At 42.3% G+C, this 16885-nt stretch carries 18 protein-coding genes; 4 read left to right on the top strand and 14 right to left on the bottom strand.

Features of this window, described 5'->3' with window-relative positions; translation table 11 throughout:
- Positions 1 to 113: 113 nt before the first annotated feature.
- Positions 114 to 314 (bottom strand): hypothetical protein, encoded by a 201-nt coding sequence (locus AT864_RS09375; protein ID WP_044746386.1) that lies wholly within the window; start codon positions 312 to 314, stop codon positions 114 to 116.
- A gap of 26 nt (positions 315 to 340) precedes the next feature.
- Positions 341 to 472: a hypothetical protein gene (locus tag AT864_RS18505; RefSeq protein WP_255357500.1), complete on the bottom strand. Its 132-nt coding sequence runs from the start codon at positions 470 to 472 to the stop codon at positions 341 to 343.
- A gap of 777 nt (positions 473 to 1249) precedes the next feature.
- Here AT864_RS18505 and AT864_RS09370 point away from each other — a divergent pair.
- Positions 1250 to 1762 carry a DoxX family protein gene (locus tag AT864_RS09370; RefSeq protein ID WP_066148720.1) on the top strand — a complete coding sequence of 171 codons (513 nt, stop codon included), beginning with the start codon at positions 1250 to 1252 and terminating at the stop codon, positions 1760 to 1762.
- 276 nt (positions 1763 to 2038) lie between these two features.
- Here AT864_RS09370 and AT864_RS09365 read toward each other — a convergent pair whose 3' ends face one another.
- The 5 genes from AT864_RS09365 to AT864_RS09350 form a co-directional block, all read right to left on the bottom strand.
- Positions 2039 to 2953 (bottom strand): pseudouridine-5'-phosphate glycosidase, encoded by a 915-nt coding sequence (locus AT864_RS09365; protein ID WP_066148524.1) that lies wholly within the window; start codon positions 2951 to 2953, stop codon positions 2039 to 2041.
- A 12-nt stretch (positions 2954 to 2965) separates the two neighbouring features.
- On the bottom strand, positions 2966 to 4054 hold the full coding sequence (locus AT864_RS09360; RefSeq protein ID WP_066148522.1) for a carbohydrate kinase: 1089 nt from the start codon (positions 4052 to 4054) through the stop codon (positions 2966 to 2968).
- Between the two features lie 94 nt (positions 4055 to 4148).
- Positions 4149 to 4235 (bottom strand): topoisomerase DNA-binding C4 zinc finger domain-containing protein, encoded by an 87-nt coding sequence (locus tag AT864_RS18680; RefSeq protein WP_369815520.1) that lies wholly within the window; start codon positions 4233 to 4235, stop codon positions 4149 to 4151.
- A gap of 147 nt (positions 4236 to 4382) precedes the next feature.
- Positions 4383 to 4916: a PilZ domain-containing protein gene (locus tag AT864_RS09355; protein ID WP_231734622.1), complete on the bottom strand. Its 534-nt coding sequence runs from the start codon at positions 4914 to 4916 to the stop codon at positions 4383 to 4385.
- A 21-nt stretch (positions 4917 to 4937) separates the two neighbouring features.
- Positions 4938 to 5654, bottom strand: coding sequence for an EAL domain-containing protein (locus tag AT864_RS09350; protein ID WP_066148520.1), 717 nt, complete (start codon positions 5652 to 5654; stop codon positions 4938 to 4940).
- A 222-nt stretch (positions 5655 to 5876) separates the two neighbouring features.
- Between AT864_RS09350 and AT864_RS09345 the strand changes: the two genes are divergently transcribed.
- Both AT864_RS09345 and AT864_RS09340 read left to right on the top strand, forming a co-directional pair.
- On the top strand, positions 5877 to 6215 hold the full coding sequence (locus tag AT864_RS09345; protein ID WP_044746378.1) for a helix-turn-helix domain-containing protein: 339 nt from the start codon (positions 5877 to 5879) through the stop codon (positions 6213 to 6215).
- Positions 6216 to 6570: 355 nt separating this feature from the next.
- Positions 6571 to 7329, top strand: a complete 759-nt coding sequence (locus tag AT864_RS09340) for an SDR family oxidoreductase (RefSeq protein ID WP_066148518.1) — start codon at positions 6571 to 6573, stop codon at positions 7327 to 7329.
- A 168-nt stretch (positions 7330 to 7497) separates the two neighbouring features.
- Here AT864_RS09340 and AT864_RS09335 read toward each other — a convergent pair whose 3' ends face one another.
- The 7 genes from AT864_RS09335 to AT864_RS09305 all read right to left on the bottom strand — a co-directional run bounded on the left by AT864_RS09335 (position 7498) and on the right by AT864_RS09305 (position 15062).
- Positions 7498 to 8703 carry a PLP-dependent aspartate aminotransferase family protein gene (locus AT864_RS09335; protein WP_066148515.1) on the bottom strand — a complete coding sequence of 402 codons (1206 nt, stop codon included), beginning with the start codon at positions 8701 to 8703 and terminating at the stop codon, positions 7498 to 7500.
- 674 nt (positions 8704 to 9377) lie between these two features.
- Positions 9378 to 10658 (bottom strand): TRAP transporter large permease, encoded by a 1281-nt coding sequence (locus AT864_RS09330; protein WP_044746374.1) that lies wholly within the window; start codon positions 10656 to 10658, stop codon positions 9378 to 9380.
- Positions 10655 to 11161, bottom strand: coding sequence for a TRAP transporter small permease (locus tag AT864_RS09325; RefSeq protein ID WP_044746373.1), 507 nt, complete (start codon positions 11159 to 11161; stop codon positions 10655 to 10657). The genes AT864_RS09330 and AT864_RS09325 overlap by 4 nt, the downstream gene beginning before the upstream one ends.
- A gap of 68 nt (positions 11162 to 11229) precedes the next feature.
- Complete coding sequence (locus AT864_RS09320) at positions 11230 to 12267, bottom strand: DctP family TRAP transporter solute-binding subunit (RefSeq protein WP_066148513.1); 1038 nt, start codon at positions 12265 to 12267, stop codon at positions 11230 to 11232.
- A 2-nt stretch (positions 12268 to 12269) separates the two neighbouring features.
- The gene (locus AT864_RS09315; protein ID WP_156450521.1) at positions 12270 to 13175 is read right to left on the bottom strand and encodes a hydroxymethylglutaryl-CoA lyase; all 906 of its coding nucleotides are present in this window, start codon (positions 13173 to 13175) and stop codon (positions 12270 to 12272) included.
- Position 13176: 1 nt separating this feature from the next.
- A complete protein-coding gene (locus AT864_RS09310) occupies positions 13177 to 14379 on the bottom strand; it encodes a CaiB/BaiF CoA-transferase family protein (protein WP_044746371.1) in 1203 nt (400 codons plus the stop codon).
- A gap of 8 nt (positions 14380 to 14387) precedes the next feature.
- Positions 14388 to 15062 (bottom strand): GntR family transcriptional regulator, encoded by a 675-nt coding sequence (locus AT864_RS09305; protein ID WP_231734621.1) that lies wholly within the window; start codon positions 15060 to 15062, stop codon positions 14388 to 14390.
- 540 nt (positions 15063 to 15602) lie between these two features.
- Between AT864_RS09305 and AT864_RS09300 the strand changes: the two genes are divergently transcribed.
- The gene (locus AT864_RS09300) at positions 15603 to 16805 is read left to right on the top strand and encodes a GGDEF domain-containing protein (RefSeq protein WP_052661037.1); all 1203 of its coding nucleotides are present in this window, start codon (positions 15603 to 15605) and stop codon (positions 16803 to 16805) included.
- The last annotated feature ends 80 nt before the right edge of the window (positions 16806 to 16885 follow it).

The following is a 16885-nucleotide window of genomic DNA, read 5'->3' as shown; positions in this document are numbered from 1 at the left end:
GAACCGGAAGAAATGATGTATTCTAACCAACACGAAAAACAGCAGTTTTAAAGTTGAAGGAATTTTACGAACGTTGCTTTTTTATGCTCGAACCATGGACAGACAACACCGGCTTAGCGCTTCCTGCGAATAACATGGAGGAGGTAAAACATCTGTGCAATGATAAAGGAAAGCAAAAGCACGATGATCGTCCCAAAAATATAAACAGCCCCTTCTGCCGGGTCTCCTCCATTATCCAACAAACTCCCAAACAACATAAACAAAATGAAGCTCGCACCTACAACAAGAAAAAAAATGCTAATATATTTTGCCATCGTTCTCCCCCGTATTGTTTATTTTTTCAAACTGAAAAGGGTGCTGATCGGTTTGAAGAGAGATACAACAAAGTATTTTCACCCTCATAACGCTCAAGAAACGGCTCCACATCTTGCTTCAATGCCGCTAAATCTTGATGCTTGCGCCATTCGCTCATCTCTTCCACCTCCACTTTGTGATGAGACAGGAAACTTCTCGATCAATATGTTAAAAAACGAATCAAGAGGGCTCCATTGATGATGTTTACCAAACAGTGAGACTTATTTACAACTTAACTTGAAGATTGAAAAACTCCGCATCTATGCAAATGTTCATACGATACGTTACATCTATTATATATAATTCGGATGAAACAAACGACAGATTGATGGCTGAAAAGAGAAAGCGCTGGCCTCTGCTTTCCAATGGCAACGAAAGGCAAGCAAAGGATAGAAACGATGATTCTTCTTTTATTGGTTCGTTTTCAACCGGCAGCTTTCATTCCTTCAACGAAATAAACGCGTCCATAAATGTTCATCCTTTTATCTGTAAAAGCTCTTGACTATGCCAACTATTCCCACTTATGATGAAACTATTAAGCTATCACAGCCAGAATAACCGATCCTTCGCGACGATCAACAACCATCTTTTTATCATAAATGGCATCCGAAGATAACAAAAAGAATCTGTGGAGAACGGATGGCTGCTGAATCAACTCGGCAAACTTGCCATCATTGCGCATTTGGGTGACAAAGACTGAAAAAAGGGCCCAAACTTCATATCAATATAAAATAAAAACGTTAAGCTACATCTGGAATAGTCAAGATAGACCGAACAAAATGATATAAAGGCAGATTGAGCGACTGACCACCAGCCATCGAATGAAGGTTGGACAAACAATCTGCGTTTATATAAAAGAAAGGCCAAAACTTATAGAGGGGGAAGGAATATGGGGATGTTTATGAGCTGGTTAAGACAGCAGGCCAGTGCAGCCTTCATTCTACTGTTGATACGGCTCTATCTTGGCTATACTTGGCTGACAGCAGGATGGGAAAAGCAAACCGGAGAGTTTGATGCAACCGGCTTTTTAAAAGGAGCGATCGCTAACTCCTCAGGTGAGCATCCAGCCGTCCAAGGATGGTGGGCAGCGTTTTTAAAGCATGTCGCTTTGCCAAATGTCGAATTTTTTAATGCGTTAGTAGTATGGGGAGAAATTCTGGTTGGTGCCGCATTGATCCTTGGCATATTTACAACTTTCTCAGCGCTTATGGGAGCCGTGATGAACTTTGCCTTTATGTTTTCCGGCACGACCAGCACCAATCCACAGATGGTACTGCTTACCTTCTTTTTGCTCGTTGCCGGCTTTAATGCAGGAAAATGGGGGGTGGATTATTGGGTAAGCCCCTATCTTCGTCAGCGTTTCCGCCGCAACCCCTCATATCCAAGTCAAACCACGAGACATCTATAGCTCTTTCAAGCGAGCAGCCACAATCGTTTAACAGGCTGTTTTGATGGCCGGATGCCCAAACGCCGTTGTTGGTCGTTCATTCATCGATCTATCAAGCGGTTGGTCGTTCGGTTTTTGTGTTTTATCGTACGAAGACGCTGCAAACTTTTCTGATCGTTGAGACACTTGCCTTTTGATACGGTTCACTCCTCTTGCGGAAGCTATAAAAAGCGCCCACTGCCATTAAGCAGCAAGCGCTTTTTATATTTGCCGTTATGATTTTCTATACCTTATGCTTTATAAGCACAAATGAGCCGCAATTTTCGCCGCCAGTACGGCATTGTTTTTCACTAAGGCGATGTTCGCTTCTAAACTTTTTCCTCCGGTTAATGCTTTAACTTTGTCAAGCAAGAAAGGCGTGGCTGCTTTTCCGGTAATTTGTTTTTCTTCCGCCTCCTTCAATGCGGCGGCAATCATTGAATTAATATATGCTTCTTCCAATTCCGCTTCTCTCGGAATCGGGTTCGCAATCACAAGTCCGCCATTTAAACCAAGTTCCCATTTTGTCTGAATAAACGCAGCGATTTCCTCTGGAGCATCAAGGCGATAATCGACCTTGAACGGACTTGTCCGCGAGTAGAAAGCAGGCAACGTTTCCGTGCCATAACCGATGACCGGTACACCATGCGTTTCTAAATATTCCAGCGTCAATCCCAAGTCTAAAATCGATTTCGCTCCAGCGCACACAACCGCTACATTCGTTTGCGCCAATTCCTGCAAATCGGCGGAAATATCCATCGTTTGCTCAGCGCCGCGATGGACACCGCCAATGCCGCCTGTCGCAAACACTTGAATTCCCGCCATATGCGCGCAAATCATAGTCGCTGCTACTGTCGTCGCTCCGTGCTTTTTCATCGCAATGACGTATGGCAAATCGCGGCGGCTTACTTTTTCAATTTCTTTGCTTGTTCCCAAAAACTCCAATTCTTCATCATTCAAGCCAATTTTAATTTTTCCGTCCAAAATAGCGATCGTTGCTGGCACAGCACCATTTTCCCGAATAAGCTGTTCCACTTCCTTCGCTGTCTGGACATTTTGCGGATATGGCATTCCATGGGAGATAATGGTCGACTCTAAAGCGACAATCGGTCGCTTTTCTTCTATTGCTTTTGCTACTTCTTTTGATAGTACAAGTACATCTTTTCCATTCATTTGTTTGGCCTCCTATGAAAAATAGTGTTGGCATGTTTGGTTCAATACATGTTCATTCAGTCTCGAACAAACCGTTTCCTTCGTCTGCAGCGCGATGATGGAGCTGCTCATGCCAAGCCGGCATGCATCGGTAAACGATTTTCCTTGATTCATTCCGTATAAAAATCCGGAAACGAACGCATCGCCCGCTCCCGTTACATCGACAACATCGATCGACGGCGCAGCGATCGTCCCACTCTCTCCGCGCTGTGTTTTGTACGTAATCCCTTTGGCGCCGCAAGTGATAACGACATGCTCGACACCAAGAGAAAGAATGTAATCACCTGCCGCTTCTGTTCTTTCTCCTTCCATTCCTGCGAGGGTGAGCGCTTCATCTCGGTTAGCAATCAACCATGTCACACCGCGGAGGTCGCTAGGCAGCTTTTTCATCTTGGGAGCCGACACAGGCGCGACACACAACGGAATCCCTTCCTCGCGGCAACGCTCAATCACAAATGTTAACACCTCGCTCGAAAAATTCGTATCCAATAGCACAATAGAAGCAGAAGAAATATACGGCCATCTTTTTCGAATAAAATCAGTGGTAATCGTGTCATAAATCGCCATATCAGCTAGGGCAATGACCATTTCTCCTTTTTCATCTAAAACAGCCGTGTAGGTGCCAGTATGAGCATTGGTTTGCTTTGCGGTCTGACTCATATCGACATAGGCACCTGTCGTCGCCAGCAGCCACTCTCCTTCCTGATCATCGCCAACAACGGTTAAAAGAGAAACCGATTCGCCCAGCCTTCCTAAATTTTCAGCAATATTTCGCGCGACTCCGCCGCAGCTTTGCGTAACAGTGACTGGATTGGATGTACCAAACTGAACGGTTGAGAGCGACTGCGCTTTGCGATCGACATTCGCTCCCCCAATGCATACAATCCGCGATGATTCTGGAAGCACATAGGCCCTGCCAACAATTTTCCCTTGCTTGGTTAACGAAGAGATGTAGCCTGCCACAGCCGAGCGCGAAAGCTCAAGCTGTTCAGCTAATTCTTGTTGTGTAATAAATGGATTTTTGCGAATGAGTGTTAAAATTCGTTGCTCTTTTTCATTCATCTGAATGCACCTCAGCATCCTCAAACATTTGTTTAAATTATAAACAAATGTTTATCATCTTGTCAATCACAAACGTCTCATCCACACTCGTAAATTAGGAAATCTTTTCTGTAAATCGGCACTTCGGATAATGGCTGCAGCCTTTGAACATGCCCTCATTTTCTTTTTCAAAAACAAGCAGTATGCCTAATCATGCTGTTTCAAAAAAAGAAGCGTAAATTCGCTTCATCCGCCATTAAATCGTTTTGTTGAAACAGCTTTCACAATCTCAACTTAATAAACTGCACATCAAAGCATGACTTGAAGAAAAACGGACCATAAAGCCCGGTCATTCTGCATTTTTTCTCCTTTCAATTTCTAACCTTTGGATCAATCGATGCAGTTTCTGCTGATCTCTTTGATGCAGATCAACAAATTCTATTCCGTAGATTACATGGTTTATCAGCTCTTCTTTCCGCACAATCCTCCCTTTCAGAGAGAAAGGCTCACCATCAATAACAAAATAAATCTGTAAAAAAATTTGTTTTCGGACAGGCAAATCTAACGTGCAACTTATTTGTAAACCCGTACGGCTTATATCATTAATTTGTCCCGCTCCTTTTTTATTTTTAAGGTTTCCTAATGGCTGATTGCCAGATTCAAGCAATTCAAAATGACATTCCTGCTCAAACAATTTCACGCGAAAGGCTTTTCTTTTCTCCTTATCTTTTAGCTTGATCTGCAAATCGGTTACCGATTCCTTCAACGTATGAATTTGCTCTTCCTTTTTTCTTAATTGTTGCTTATAAAAGGCATGAAAAAGGATAAGAGAGAAGATAAGTAAAAATAGGCACATGAAAATTGCGCTTATCATTATTTCCATATCAACAAATCCTCCCTTCTTTTAGTTCACCCCGCGAACTGGCGATGGCTTCCCTAATAAATATCCTTGTCCTAAATGAATGCCTAATGCTTTGGCCATCGCTAGATCCTTTGGTTCTTCGATTCCCTCCAAAACAACATATATATTTCTTGGCTGGCAAAACTCCAAAAGCAGTTGGATTTCGTTTTGCTTTTCCTTTGAAACAGATAAATCGACAGCATAGAAACGATCCAGCTTGACGAAATCCGGCTCCAACTCCATGACGGTTCGCATAGACGTCTCCCCTTTGCCGAAATCATCAAGAGCAATGGCATACTTCTTACTCTTTAAAAAACGGATTTTTTCTTTGAGCAAGCCTACATCTGACACCTTTTGCGCCTCATTAATTTCCAATACAATATTGCGATTAGAAAACGAGCAGTTTCTGATTTTTTCAAGAAAATCTGGAAATGAAGGATGAGTGATTGTAGAAGGATACGCATTCACAAACAATTGGGTATGTTCCACATAAAACGATGTCAAAGCACGATCAATGGAACAAATATCCAAATCATACAATTTATCTTCTGCCATGGCCCATTGAAAAAGACATTCCGGATTTTGAAAAAACTCGCAGCGCAGCAAGGCCTCATATCCGAATATTTGCCAATTTTCTAATACATAGAGCGGTTGAAAAACATGACGAAACCTTCTCTCGCGAATAATGTCTTCTAGTATAGCTCCGTTTGTGTTCAACATAGCATATAACCCCCTAATGACTATGCCTTCTGTTTCCCTGTTCCGTCTTTTATAAATGCCCGCTGAACAGGCATTTGCATAGATTAACCAAGCGATCCATTTTTTTCGACATTTTTTGTAAAGCGATAATATCTATAGTATATCACTAATATGATTTTAATATCTATTGTCTCTGGGTAAAATTTAAAGATTAGGGCTACTGTTACCTAGAGAGGTGGTAAAATGAGTGACTTACCGAAGATCATTGGAGAACGTATTCGAAAATTTCGTAAAGAAAAAGGGCTAAGCCAAGAGGAGTTAGCCCATATGGCTAACCTCCACACTACTTATATTGGACAGTTGGAACGCGGAGAAAAGAATGCTACTTTAGGGAGTATAGAAAAGGTGGCTAATGCCCTAGACATTTCGCTGGAAGAACTTTTTCGATCCATTCATTCTCATTCAGATTCTCAAGTGTATACCCTGTCTCAAATCATTACCCACTTGCAAGCAATGAGCGTTAAGGATCAAAAAACCATTCTTAAATTGCTAGAGATATTACTGGAATGGAAAGAGCAGTAAAAAGCAGTCGTTTCACAAATAGGTTTAAAATTGAGGCGGAATTTCTATACTCCTCCGCCCCTTTCAACTTCATTGCCCCATATGGATGCATGCTGCTGTCTATTGCAGCCCTCATACGTTCATCCAAACTCAACATCACATGTGATATGGACAACCATTGAATCCCTCCTGTATTTTTGCGTGATAAAAGCAGCTAGCCCACAAACTTTCTCCTTTTAAAAGTGATCATAGAAAAAGCATCCTTCATAGCGAAGAATCATTTACAAAATATTCACGATTATTTCATAACTCATACTTCAAAAATGATACAATACTATTATGGACATTCTTATTTTTTTATAGTGGGGGGATTATAGTGAAGCTACAAAATAAAGTTTCTATTGTTACTGGAGCTGCATCAGGCATGGGGAAAGCTATCGCCGTTTTATTTGCCAAGGAAGGAGCCAAGGTCGTTGTTTCTGATATGAACGAGAAAGGCGCCTACGAAACGGCGGAGGAAATTCGTGCAAATGGCGGAGAAGCAACCGCTGTTACAGTGAATGTTGCCAAGGAAGAAGATGTTCAGCAATTAATTGACACAGCTGTTCAAACATATGGAACGTTAGACATTCTTGTCAATAATGCAGGAATTATGGATAATTTCGTACCGGTTGCAGACCTAACAGACGAGCTGTGGGAAAAAGTTTTGGCAGTCAATACGACTGGACCGATGCGAACCATTAGAAGAGCGATGCCGATCTTTTTGAACAAAGGACATGGTGTGATTATTAACATTGCCTCCATCGGAGGGCTATACGGCTCAAGAGCTGGAGCTGCCTATACCGCTTCCAAGCATGCCGTGATTGGCTTAACCAAAAACGTGGGATTTCAATATGCCAATATGGGCATCCGTTGCAACGCGATTGCCCCTGGGGGCGTCAATACGAACATTGGCACAACGATCAATCATCCTAATCCGTTCGGGATGGAACGGGCAACCGCTGGAATGAACGCCAATCCGAGGAGCGGCGAGCCAGAGGAAATTGCCAAAGTCGCTCTATTTCTTGCTTCTGATGATTCAAGCTTCGTCAATGGCACCGTGATTACAGCTGATTCTGGTTGGACCGCTTATTAAATCGTTTCGCTTTAACAGCGTTCCGAAAGAAGTCTCCCATCCTCAAGGAACGGAGCGACAGCCCAGTGAGTAGGTGGGAGACTTCTTTCGGGAATTACGTTAAAAAAAAGAATACACCTCCCCTACCTACACTCCGTTAAAAAGTGGGGGGCTTCTCGGTCGATCATGTTAAATCGCCTGTAATGCCTTCCATATATCTCTTTTCAAATCATCAATATGCTCAATTCCTACCGAAAACCTTACGAAATTAGCGGGAATTCCGGCTACCTTCATCTGCTCCTCCGACATAACGCCGCTCCACATGGCTGCTGTATGAACCACAAGAGAATCAACTCCTCCTAAGCTTACGGCGTTAAATGGCAATTGCAAAGCAGATACAAAACGTTCCGTTTCTTCATATCCGCCTTTAACAGCGAAAGCAATAACAGCCCCAAATCCATGCATTTGCGATTTAGCTAATTCATGCTGAGGATGGCTTGGGAGGCCAGGATAATACACGCGCTCAATCTGCGGTTGCTGCTCTAAAAATGTGGCTAAAGCCAATGCATTGGCGTTAATGCGCTCCATTCGCAACGGGAGCGTACGCAAGCCGCGCAGAAGCAGCCAGCCATCCATCGGCGACAGCACAGAACCAATCGAAATATGGGTATGCCAAATTCGTTCAGCCAAGTCTTGGCTTGTACAAATGACGCCAGCTGTTAGATCATGATGCCCTCCTAAATATTTCGTCGCACTATGAACAACCATATCGATGCCCCAATCATGCGGACGCTGATTGATTGGTGAGGCAAACGTATTATCCGCGATAGTAAGAATGCCATGCGAACGTGCTAATTTCGCTACCGCTGCTAAATCTGTCAGCACCAGCGTCGGATTGGCCGGCGTCTCCACCATAATCAGCTTTGTATTAGGGCGGATCGCCTGCTCGAAAGCGTGGATATCCGCTTGCTCGACCAACGTCACTTGGACGCCAAACCGCGGCAGCAATTCATCCATAATCTTCGCCGTGCTCATATAGTGACGTGTCTGAGCAATTACATGATCCCCCGCGCCCACTAAAGATAATACAGCTGTCGCAATCGCCCCCATTCCAGATCCCGTAACAAGCGCCGTTTCGGTTCCTTCAAGCTCCGCCATAATTTTCTCCACGCGCCGATGTCCCGGATTTCCGTAACGAGTATAATACTGAGGATGTCTAGGTGTTCCTGCCATTTCGGCAAACTCATCAGAATCCTGAGCACGAAACGTTGCTGTATAATAAATGGGCGGCGCAATGGTATCATCATTCGTTCGATCGTCATCACCGTGAATCACCAGCGTCTCCGTTCGCATTGCTTCGATATTCTCATTCTCGCGATCATGATCTTTCCCCATACCGATCTTCTCCTTTCAAACTGAAATCTTTACATAACAATGTTATCCTGCTGCTCTCCCTATTGTGCACTCTAGCGTTGAAAGATATAGACATGAAACAAAAACGCCATGTTTCCACTAACCAATAGAGCTACGAGTCGATTTTTGACCCTACTTAACCATCAAGTGTTACCTTGCTCTATCGCCTAACAAAACAAAATAAAATTTCTATTTTTCTATCAATTTAATTGGTATTATATAACTTCCTCCATAAAAAGTAAAACTATGGAATTGATCATGTCCAAAAAATGAAAAACGTCGCTTATAAACACACAAAGAGAGTTTCACCATCTCTATAAATAATGAACCTATCCCACCTCCACTCCGTGAAGAGGTGGGGTAGGTGGATGATGTTAAAATCTAGGTCTATCTTTATCCTGTCAACGCATAACAAAAGCCCGACCAACACTGCTTTCAGATCCATTCATCGCTTGGTGAAGCAGTTTGTTGTTCGGGCATCCAACCGTCGAAAGCGGATCATCCCCTGTTCATATAGGGAAGAAATATAGAGGGATCAAGAGATACCATCTATCATCGCTGCATGCCATATGTCCAACCAGCACCACAGGTCTCTATATATCAAATATTAGGAAGCGGACAAAGCTAGTCCCTTACAACGCGCCTTCGCGATGTAGTTATTTCATCCGATCGCTTACTACAAACGTTGCGATTTCCGGGAAAAATGACAAAACGGCTATAAATAAAAGCATGATAATAGCGTATGGGATTACCCCCTTGACAATTTCGGCTATCGTGTTGGTTCGATCTAGCCCTTTCAAAACGAATAAATTCAATCCAACAGGAGGAGTGATCAAAGCTAATTCCATATTTACCACCATCACTACGGCAAACCAGATCGGATCAAATCCTAACGAAGTGATAATTGGATATAAGATTGGCAGCGTAATGACCAGGATGGAGATCGTTTCTAAGAAACAACCTAAAATCAGTAATACGATATTAATTAAAATAAAGATCACCCACGGTGATACATTTTGCGAAATAGCGAATTGCGTGATGGCTTGTGGGATTTGCAGTACGGTCATAATATATCCAAGCAGCATCGCACCGACAATAAGCATTAAAATCATCGCATTTGTTTTAACTGTAGATAATACAATGGTTTTGATATTGGAAATCGTTAAATTTTTATATATAAAAATAGAAATAAGAATACTAAGCATAGCACCAATCGCCGCTGCTTCGGTAGGAGTAAAAATTCCTATATAAATACCACCAATGACCACAATTGGCAAAATCAATCCCCATATAGCGCGCTTCGATGCTTCCTTTCTTTCTTGCCAAGTAGCTGGAGCTTCCTTAATGTGACGCGTTTTCCAAGACGCAAAGATCATAAACGCCATCGTTAGCAATATTCCCGGAACAATACCGGCCATAAATAATTTCCCAATGGATTCGCCGGTTACAGACCCATATATAATCATCGGCACACTGGGCGGGATAAGGATACCTAGCGTTCCACCAGCTGCTAGCAAGCCAAGCACCATTTTTTTATCATATCCGCGCTTGGTCATTTCCGGGAGCGCAACCGCTCCAACTGTAACAGCCGTTGCTACACTGGACCCAGATATAGCAGCAAAAATCGCGCAGCAAAATAATGTGGCAATCGCTAACCCGCCCGGAAAATGCCGGAACCATCTGCTTGCCATTTCATACAGATCACGTCCTACACCACTCACAACCAAAACTTGGCTCATCAGCACATACATAGGCAAGGCCGTAAGAGTAAAATCATCTAAAGATTTGTAAGAAATGATCGGAATTTGCAAAAAAGAAAACGTTCCGCCGTTGAACAGATACATTCCACTAATGGCCAATAAGCCAAGGGCAAAGGCAACTGGTAAACCGATCAACAATAACGAAGCCATTCCACCGAGAAAAAAGGCAATATTCATATATGTCCTCCCCCTTTCTGAACGCCGCCATCCATTATTTGAAGAATAAAGGCAATGCAAAGTAATATGCCTCCGATTGGAAGAAGCAGTTCTGGGATATACATAGGTATGCGTAACAACGAGGCAGATGTCGTTCCTAGCTGATATGTGCCAAATACATACTTAAATCCATAAACCGTAAAAATGATGCTAAAAATAAGGCCTAATGCATTAGAGACATAAGCCAATATTTTTTTTATACGATCAGACAATACATTAATGAATAAATCTACTGTAATATGAGAATACGATCGAACAGCATATGCAGAGCCTAAAAAGCAGCTTCCTATAATCGCGTAGATGGACAGCTCGGTAGCCCAAATGGTTGGACGATTAAAGACGGCTCGCGAAATGACATCAAACGTCGTCATACATGTAGTCAATATGATAAGGATGCCTGCCGCTATACCTCCAGCAAAGACTAACTGATCAAACGTTTTATACACCCATGAGAAACGCTTCATCTTCTTCCTCCTTCTGAAAAAAGGAGAAGATCTTTCTCTCCCTTTTTCCATTTAACGTAAAGTTCGCTTTATTGAAGATGCTCTATGCTGTCAAGCAATTCCTTTCCTAAATCTCCCGCTTGTTTGATATAGGCAGCGCGCGCCGGTTCAGCTGCTTTCTTCCATTCCGGCAATTCCGCTTCTGAAATGGCTTCTATCTTCATTCCCTTTTCTTTTAACGCTTTGGCTGTTCTTTCATCTTCCGATTTTGCTTGCGCGCGAATCCATTGTTCCGTTTCTTTAGCCGTTTCGCTTAATAGATTTTTTGTGTTTTCTGGAAGGCGATCCCAAAAGTTTTTGTTCATCGCCAGAATAAATTCTAAATAGGCATAGTTATTAATCGTTAAATATTTAGCTACCTCATCATAATGGCGTTGCAGCATCGCCGTAGTTCCTGATGTGGCTCCGTCTATCGTTTTACGCTGCAAAGCGGTGTACACCTCTCCCGCGCCTAAAAATACTGGGGAAGCACCATAAGCTTTAATCATTTCTGAGGGGATCTCTCCGATACTACGAATCTTAAGTCCTTTAAAATCGGCAGGAGATTTAAGCGGCCGAACATTATTGGCAAATTGCGCATAGCCATAGTCTGCATACATTAACACTTTGGCTCCTTTTTCTTCCATTGCTTGATTTAACTTCTCTCTCATCTCTCCGGATAACGCTTTCCCTGCTTTCTCATAATTTGAGAAGGCATACGGGACATCAAAAATTCCCATAGCCGGAACAACGGAAGACCATAATGTCGACGAATTCACTCCCATTTCCACTCCGCCTGTCAAGATCGCTTGGTTCATTTCTTTATCGCTCAACAGCTGTCCAGCCGGATATACTTGAATTTTGACCTTTCCTCCTGATTTTTCCGTCACCTTCTTAGCAAAATTTTCAATTCCGATGGAAATATGATGATCTTGAGGCAAATTATACGCTAATCGGATTGTAACTGGTTCATATTCATTTTTTCCGCCAGAGCTTGATGCTTGTTTTGTCATCGTGTTGCCGCCGCAACCGCTTAAAATAATAGATAATAAGAAACAGATACTCAGTATAAATGATAACTTTTTCATCCTTACACTCTTCCTTTCCTTATTTTTTCCACATGTCTAACCCTTCCTAAAGCTGGATTTGCGGTCAGGCTAGCAGCAAAGTCGGCGGCTTCTAATAGCTTTTCAAAGTGAATACCAGTATGAATGCCCATTCGTTCGAACATATATACCAAGTCCTCTGTTGCCAAATTGCCAGCAGCTCCCGGAGCAAAGGGACAACCTCCAATTCCGCTCACAGCGGTTTCGAATATCCTGACCCCCATTTCATAAGCAGCATAAGCATTAGCCAGACCCAGTCCTCTTGTATCATGAAAATGAACAGCAACAGGAATATCCCCTGCTATTTTGAATATATCCGCAAGTAATTCTTTCACTTGCTTTGGAGTTGCCACACCAATCGTATCCGCAATGCCGATCCGGTGAACGCCGGCACGGACGGCCCGCTCAACAAGTGATAAGACTTGTTTTGGTGGTACCTCTCCTTCATAAGGACAGCCAAAGCTTACAGCGATTGAAAAGCAGATCTGAAGATTCTCTTTACCGTTTTCTTCTGCTATTAATTGCTTAAATTTCTCAAAATTCTCTTCCATACTCATACCGATATTTTTTACATTAAATGTATCCGTTGCTGCGGTGATCCAATTGATTTCGGATATATGAGTTCGGACAGCTCGTTGAAATCCTGTAAGATTGGGGACAAGTGCGACAAGCTCTGTATGACTAAACCCTTCACACAGCTGCAGCACATGCTCTGCATCTGCCATTTGTGGAACTTTGCGCGGATGAACAAAGGAGGTGACTTCGATTTTTTTTATGTTCGCTGCTACTAGCATTTCCACTAACTTGACCTTTTTCTCCGTAGGCACAAAATAGCGCTCATTTTGCAAGCCATCTCTAGGGCTTACATCAATCATTTGGACAGTCTCCAATTCAAATGACCCCCTCCTGCTTAAGTTTTTCTAGCTGTTTAGCAGAATAACCGAGAATGCCAGCATATATTTCGTCATTGTGTTCTCCTAATTTAGGACCGATCCACTTCATTTCTCCCGGCGTATCTGATAATTTCGGTACAATTCCAGGAAAAAGACATTCCTGCCCATCATCCAACTCGAGCGGCAACAGCATCTCTCGCTCTTGATATTGCACATCATGGACAATATCCTGAATACTATAAATAGGACCTGCTGGAATGGAGGAGCGATCGAGCGTTTGTAATACTTCCGTTAAGGTATGCTGTTTTGTCCAGGATTCTATCACGCTATCAATGAACTCAGCATTTTCGGCACGCCCTTGGTTATTCGCATACTTCGGATCATTGGCTAGGTCCTCCCTACCGATCACCTGCATCAATCTTTGAAAGATGTTATTGCTGTTCCCTCCGATCACCACGTGCTTTTCATCTTTACACTTATACGTGTTAGATGGAGCAATTCCGGGCAAGGTACTGCCTGATCGCTCCCGTACTACTCCGGTTAAAATATACTCAGGCAACATCCCTTCAAGCAGACTAAATACGGATTCATATAATGCAACATCCACTAACTGTCCTCGCCTTGCCTCATCCCTCTCCCTTGCATATACTGCCATTAACGTTCCAATAACTGCATATAAACCAGCCGTTAAATCACCGATAGCGACTCCTGTTCTAACGGGAGGACGATCTGGATACCCTGTTAAATATCGCAACCCACCGATGGCTTCCGCAACACTTCCAAATCCGGCTTTATCACGATACGGGCCTGTTTGACCGTATCCGGATATTCTTGTCATGATAATCGATGGGTTTAATTTTTTCATCTCTTCGTAGTCAAGCCCCCATTTTTCAAGCGTCCCGGGTTTGAAATTTTCTAATACGATATCTACTTTTTGAACCAACTGCTTGACAATCTTTTGCCCCCTAGCATCTCTTAAATTAAGCGTGATCGATTTTTTATTTCTTGCCTGCACGTACCACCATATGGATGTATCGCCATGCATCAACCTCCAATTTCTTAATGGGTCTCCCGCCTTCGGTTCTTCGACTTTCATCACCTCAGCGCCAAATTCAGCCAATATCTTTCCAGCAAAAGGGGCTGCAACAAAATTTCCCATTTCTAACACTTTCATTCCTTCTAATGGCTGTTTCTTAACCATCCAACCGTTCACTTCCTTTCGCTGTAAAGATGGACATAAAATTTGTAATCGCTTTCAATGTGTTCCCGCATATATCGGCGCGCATCATCTGCACATCCGCTCGCAATCGCTTCAAATATGTTAAAATGCTCTTCGATCGCTAATTCCACTCGCAGATCATTTCTTTTCAGTATCGCCATTCGATACATGCTGTTGATTCCTCTAAGATGACAAATGGTTTTAATTAAGAAAGGATTGCCGCTCGCTTCGATGATTCCTTCATGAAATTTAACGTTCATGTCGTGGATTTTTTTGAGCTCGTATTGTCTGCATATCTCATGTTTCGAGGGCAAATGTTGGCGCAACATCCTGATTTGTTCTTTCGTAATTCGCTGCGCTGCATAATAAGCGGCAGCTGGTTCCAACTCCACTCGGCATTCATAAAGATGTTGAAAATGGCTGATATCTGGATGAAATACCGTCACCCCACCCCTTTTATTTACAATAACAAGACCATCTTTCTCCAGTAAGCGAATGGCTTCTCGAATAGGACTGCGGCTCACCTCAATTTTCTTTGCAATTTTCTCCTCGATTAATCGTTCGCCAGGTGCAATGCGTCCATTCATAATTTCTTCCCGTAAATATTCATACACTTGTTTTTTTAACGTTTCTCTCTTCATCATCTGCGGCTTCAATCTTCTCACCTTCATTTTCGTCGACTGTATACAATCATCATTAAAACGTTTGCAACTAATTTATTACCTTCCTCCTTTACTTATTACTATTTTTTATCCCGTTTCATCACCACTATCATTAAAAAAGGAATCCCCTTTTTCAACTCAGAGAAAATGAGTTCATCATATAGGAAAATATACGTATACGAATACAGGACTGGCTTTTGGATATTCAAGTACTCATTTTTATGAAAAGGTTTAGTTTATGTCATTTTTTCCATCTGGACCTACATGAAAGAATTTCATATCCTGTTCATAAAACCATCCTCGATCCCCATCAAAACATGGTATAATAGTACTATTATCTTAATCTAATGAATGATTCACTACTTGGCATCCGACCAGCCAGCATCTAAAGCGTATCTATCAAAAATGATATTGGTTCAGCCTAGCCAATCGAATCATTGACCTAGTATGCCACCTGTTTCACATTGAACATCCAGGCACATTCCGGGATATAAAACAATTTGATAGTAAAAAAGACCCCAAGACAAAGGGAGGGGATGCTAAGTGAACAACAAAATAAAAAGCAAATTTTTTCAACTGATTAGCTTTGATAGGAAGTTATTAGAAGCAGCCAGTGTGATCAATATTCAACGCATGTATTTATTAAGTTGGATCATGGGAGCCATAAATATCGTGCACATCGCATTTTTTGGACTTAATGTTCCATCAAGTCCTCAGCATGTTGTCCTCTGGTATCACTCTATTATTACTCTTCATTTGACTATGCTGTTGGCAAATATGATTTTGGGCTTGATTGCCTTTAAAATAAAAAAGCAAGAAAAAGAAGGAGAGAAGAAAGCTTACTTGATGCAAACGATGTCTATTTTTTTGAATCTCCTTTTTGGCATTCTGCTTTGTGTAAGTGACCAGCTTGTTACCACTAATATCAACCCTCTACTAACAGCCTGCATAGGAGTCGGTTTGATTTTCTTAATCCCGCCTATCATCGCAGTTGTCGTTTATGCAGCCACTTTCTTTTTATTTTTTTATATGGTTACATGGACACAGCATGTACCCGAATTGTTGATCCATATTCGAATTAACAGCGTAACGGCTACAGGAATGGGATTAGGCATATCGCTGATCCTTTGGAAAAATCATCTGTCTAAGCTGAAGCAAAATCACGTCATCCAAGAGCAACAAAGGAATCTGGAAGAAAAAAACGAGTCGCTGCAATTTTTAGCTACTCGCGATGCTCTGACCGGTCTTTTCAATCGGATGCATTTTATCGAGCTAGCTAATACGGAAGCTATTAAAAATGGGAAGACCAACCAAGAAGCTTGCATTATTATTTTAGATATCGATTTCTTTAAAAAGGTGAATGATGACTTTGGTCATCCTGCAGGCGATCAAATTTTAAAAGAGCTTTCTGACATTATTCAAGCTACGCTGAAGATCACCGATATTTCTGCCCGCCTTGGCGGGGAGGAATTTATCATTTTGCTTCCCCAAACCGGCTTACAGCTTGGCAAAGAAATCGCCGAGCAGCTTCGGCAAACGATCGAAGCCCATTCTTTTTCATATGAAGGAAAAACCATCAAAGTTACCGCAAGCTTCGGTATCGCCAAGCTCAGTCATTCGTTTCACACATGCTATAACGATGCCGATAAAGCGCTTTATATGGCCAAGCAAACGGGACGAAACCGCGTCATGGCAGCAGAGTCCCAATCAGCGAGAAATGGGGCATCAACAACAGAACCGCTGTAGCAAGGAGAGAAAGCAAGCCTTCTATGATTCCAAGTTCACGATGTTTTTTCCATTTATAGTTATAGTCGTTTTATTCATGA

The organism is Anoxybacillus sp. P3H1B, assembly GCF_001560855.1.
Taxonomy (GTDB): Bacteria; Bacillota; Bacilli; order Bacillales; family Anoxybacillaceae; genus Anoxybacteroides; species Anoxybacteroides rupiense.
Note: the sequence above shows the minus strand (reverse complement) of the source record. Positions and strands in the feature narration are given on the sequence as shown.

Excerpts from the sequence above, each read along its gene's own strand:
- AT864_RS09375 (WP_044746386.1), bottom strand. The coding sequence starts at position 314 with ATGGCAAAATATATTAGCATTTTTTTTCTTGTTGTAGGTGCGAGCTTC.
- AT864_RS18505 (WP_255357500.1), bottom strand. The coding sequence starts at position 472 with ATGAGCGAATGGCGCAAGCATCAAGATTTAGCGGCATTGAAGCAAGAT.
- AT864_RS09370 (WP_066148720.1), top strand. The coding sequence starts at position 1,250 with ATGTTTATGAGCTGGTTAAGACAGCAGGCCAGTGCAGCCTTCATTCTA.
- AT864_RS09365 (WP_066148524.1), bottom strand. The coding sequence starts at position 2,953 with ATGAATGGAAAAGATGTACTTGTACTATCAAAAGAAGTAGCAAAAGCA.
- AT864_RS09360 (WP_066148522.1), bottom strand. The coding sequence starts at position 4,054 with ATGAATGAAAAAGAGCAACGAATTTTAACACTCATTCGCAAAAATCCA.
- AT864_RS09355 (WP_231734622.1), bottom strand. The coding sequence starts at position 4,916 with ATGGAAATAATGATAAGCGCAATTTTCATGTGCCTATTTTTACTTATC.
- AT864_RS09350 (WP_066148520.1), bottom strand. The coding sequence starts at position 5,654 with ATGTTGAACACAAACGGAGCTATACTAGAAGACATTATTCGCGAGAGA.
- AT864_RS09345 (WP_044746378.1), top strand. The coding sequence starts at position 5,877 with ATGAGTGACTTACCGAAGATCATTGGAGAACGTATTCGAAAATTTCGT.
- AT864_RS09335 (WP_066148515.1), bottom strand. The coding sequence starts at position 8,703 with ATGGGGAAAGATCATGATCGCGAGAATGAGAATATCGAAGCAATGCGA.
- AT864_RS09330 (WP_044746374.1), bottom strand. The coding sequence starts at position 10,658 with ATGAATATTGCCTTTTTTCTCGGTGGAATGGCTTCGTTATTGTTGATC.
- AT864_RS09325 (WP_044746373.1), bottom strand. The coding sequence starts at position 11,161 with ATGAAGCGTTTCTCATGGGTGTATAAAACGTTTGATCAGTTAGTCTTT.
- AT864_RS09320 (WP_066148513.1), bottom strand. The coding sequence starts at position 12,267 with ATGAAAAAGTTATCATTTATACTGAGTATCTGTTTCTTATTATCTATT.
- AT864_RS09310 (WP_044746371.1), bottom strand. The coding sequence starts at position 14,379 with ATGGTTAAGAAACAGCCATTAGAAGGAATGAAAGTGTTAGAAATGGGA.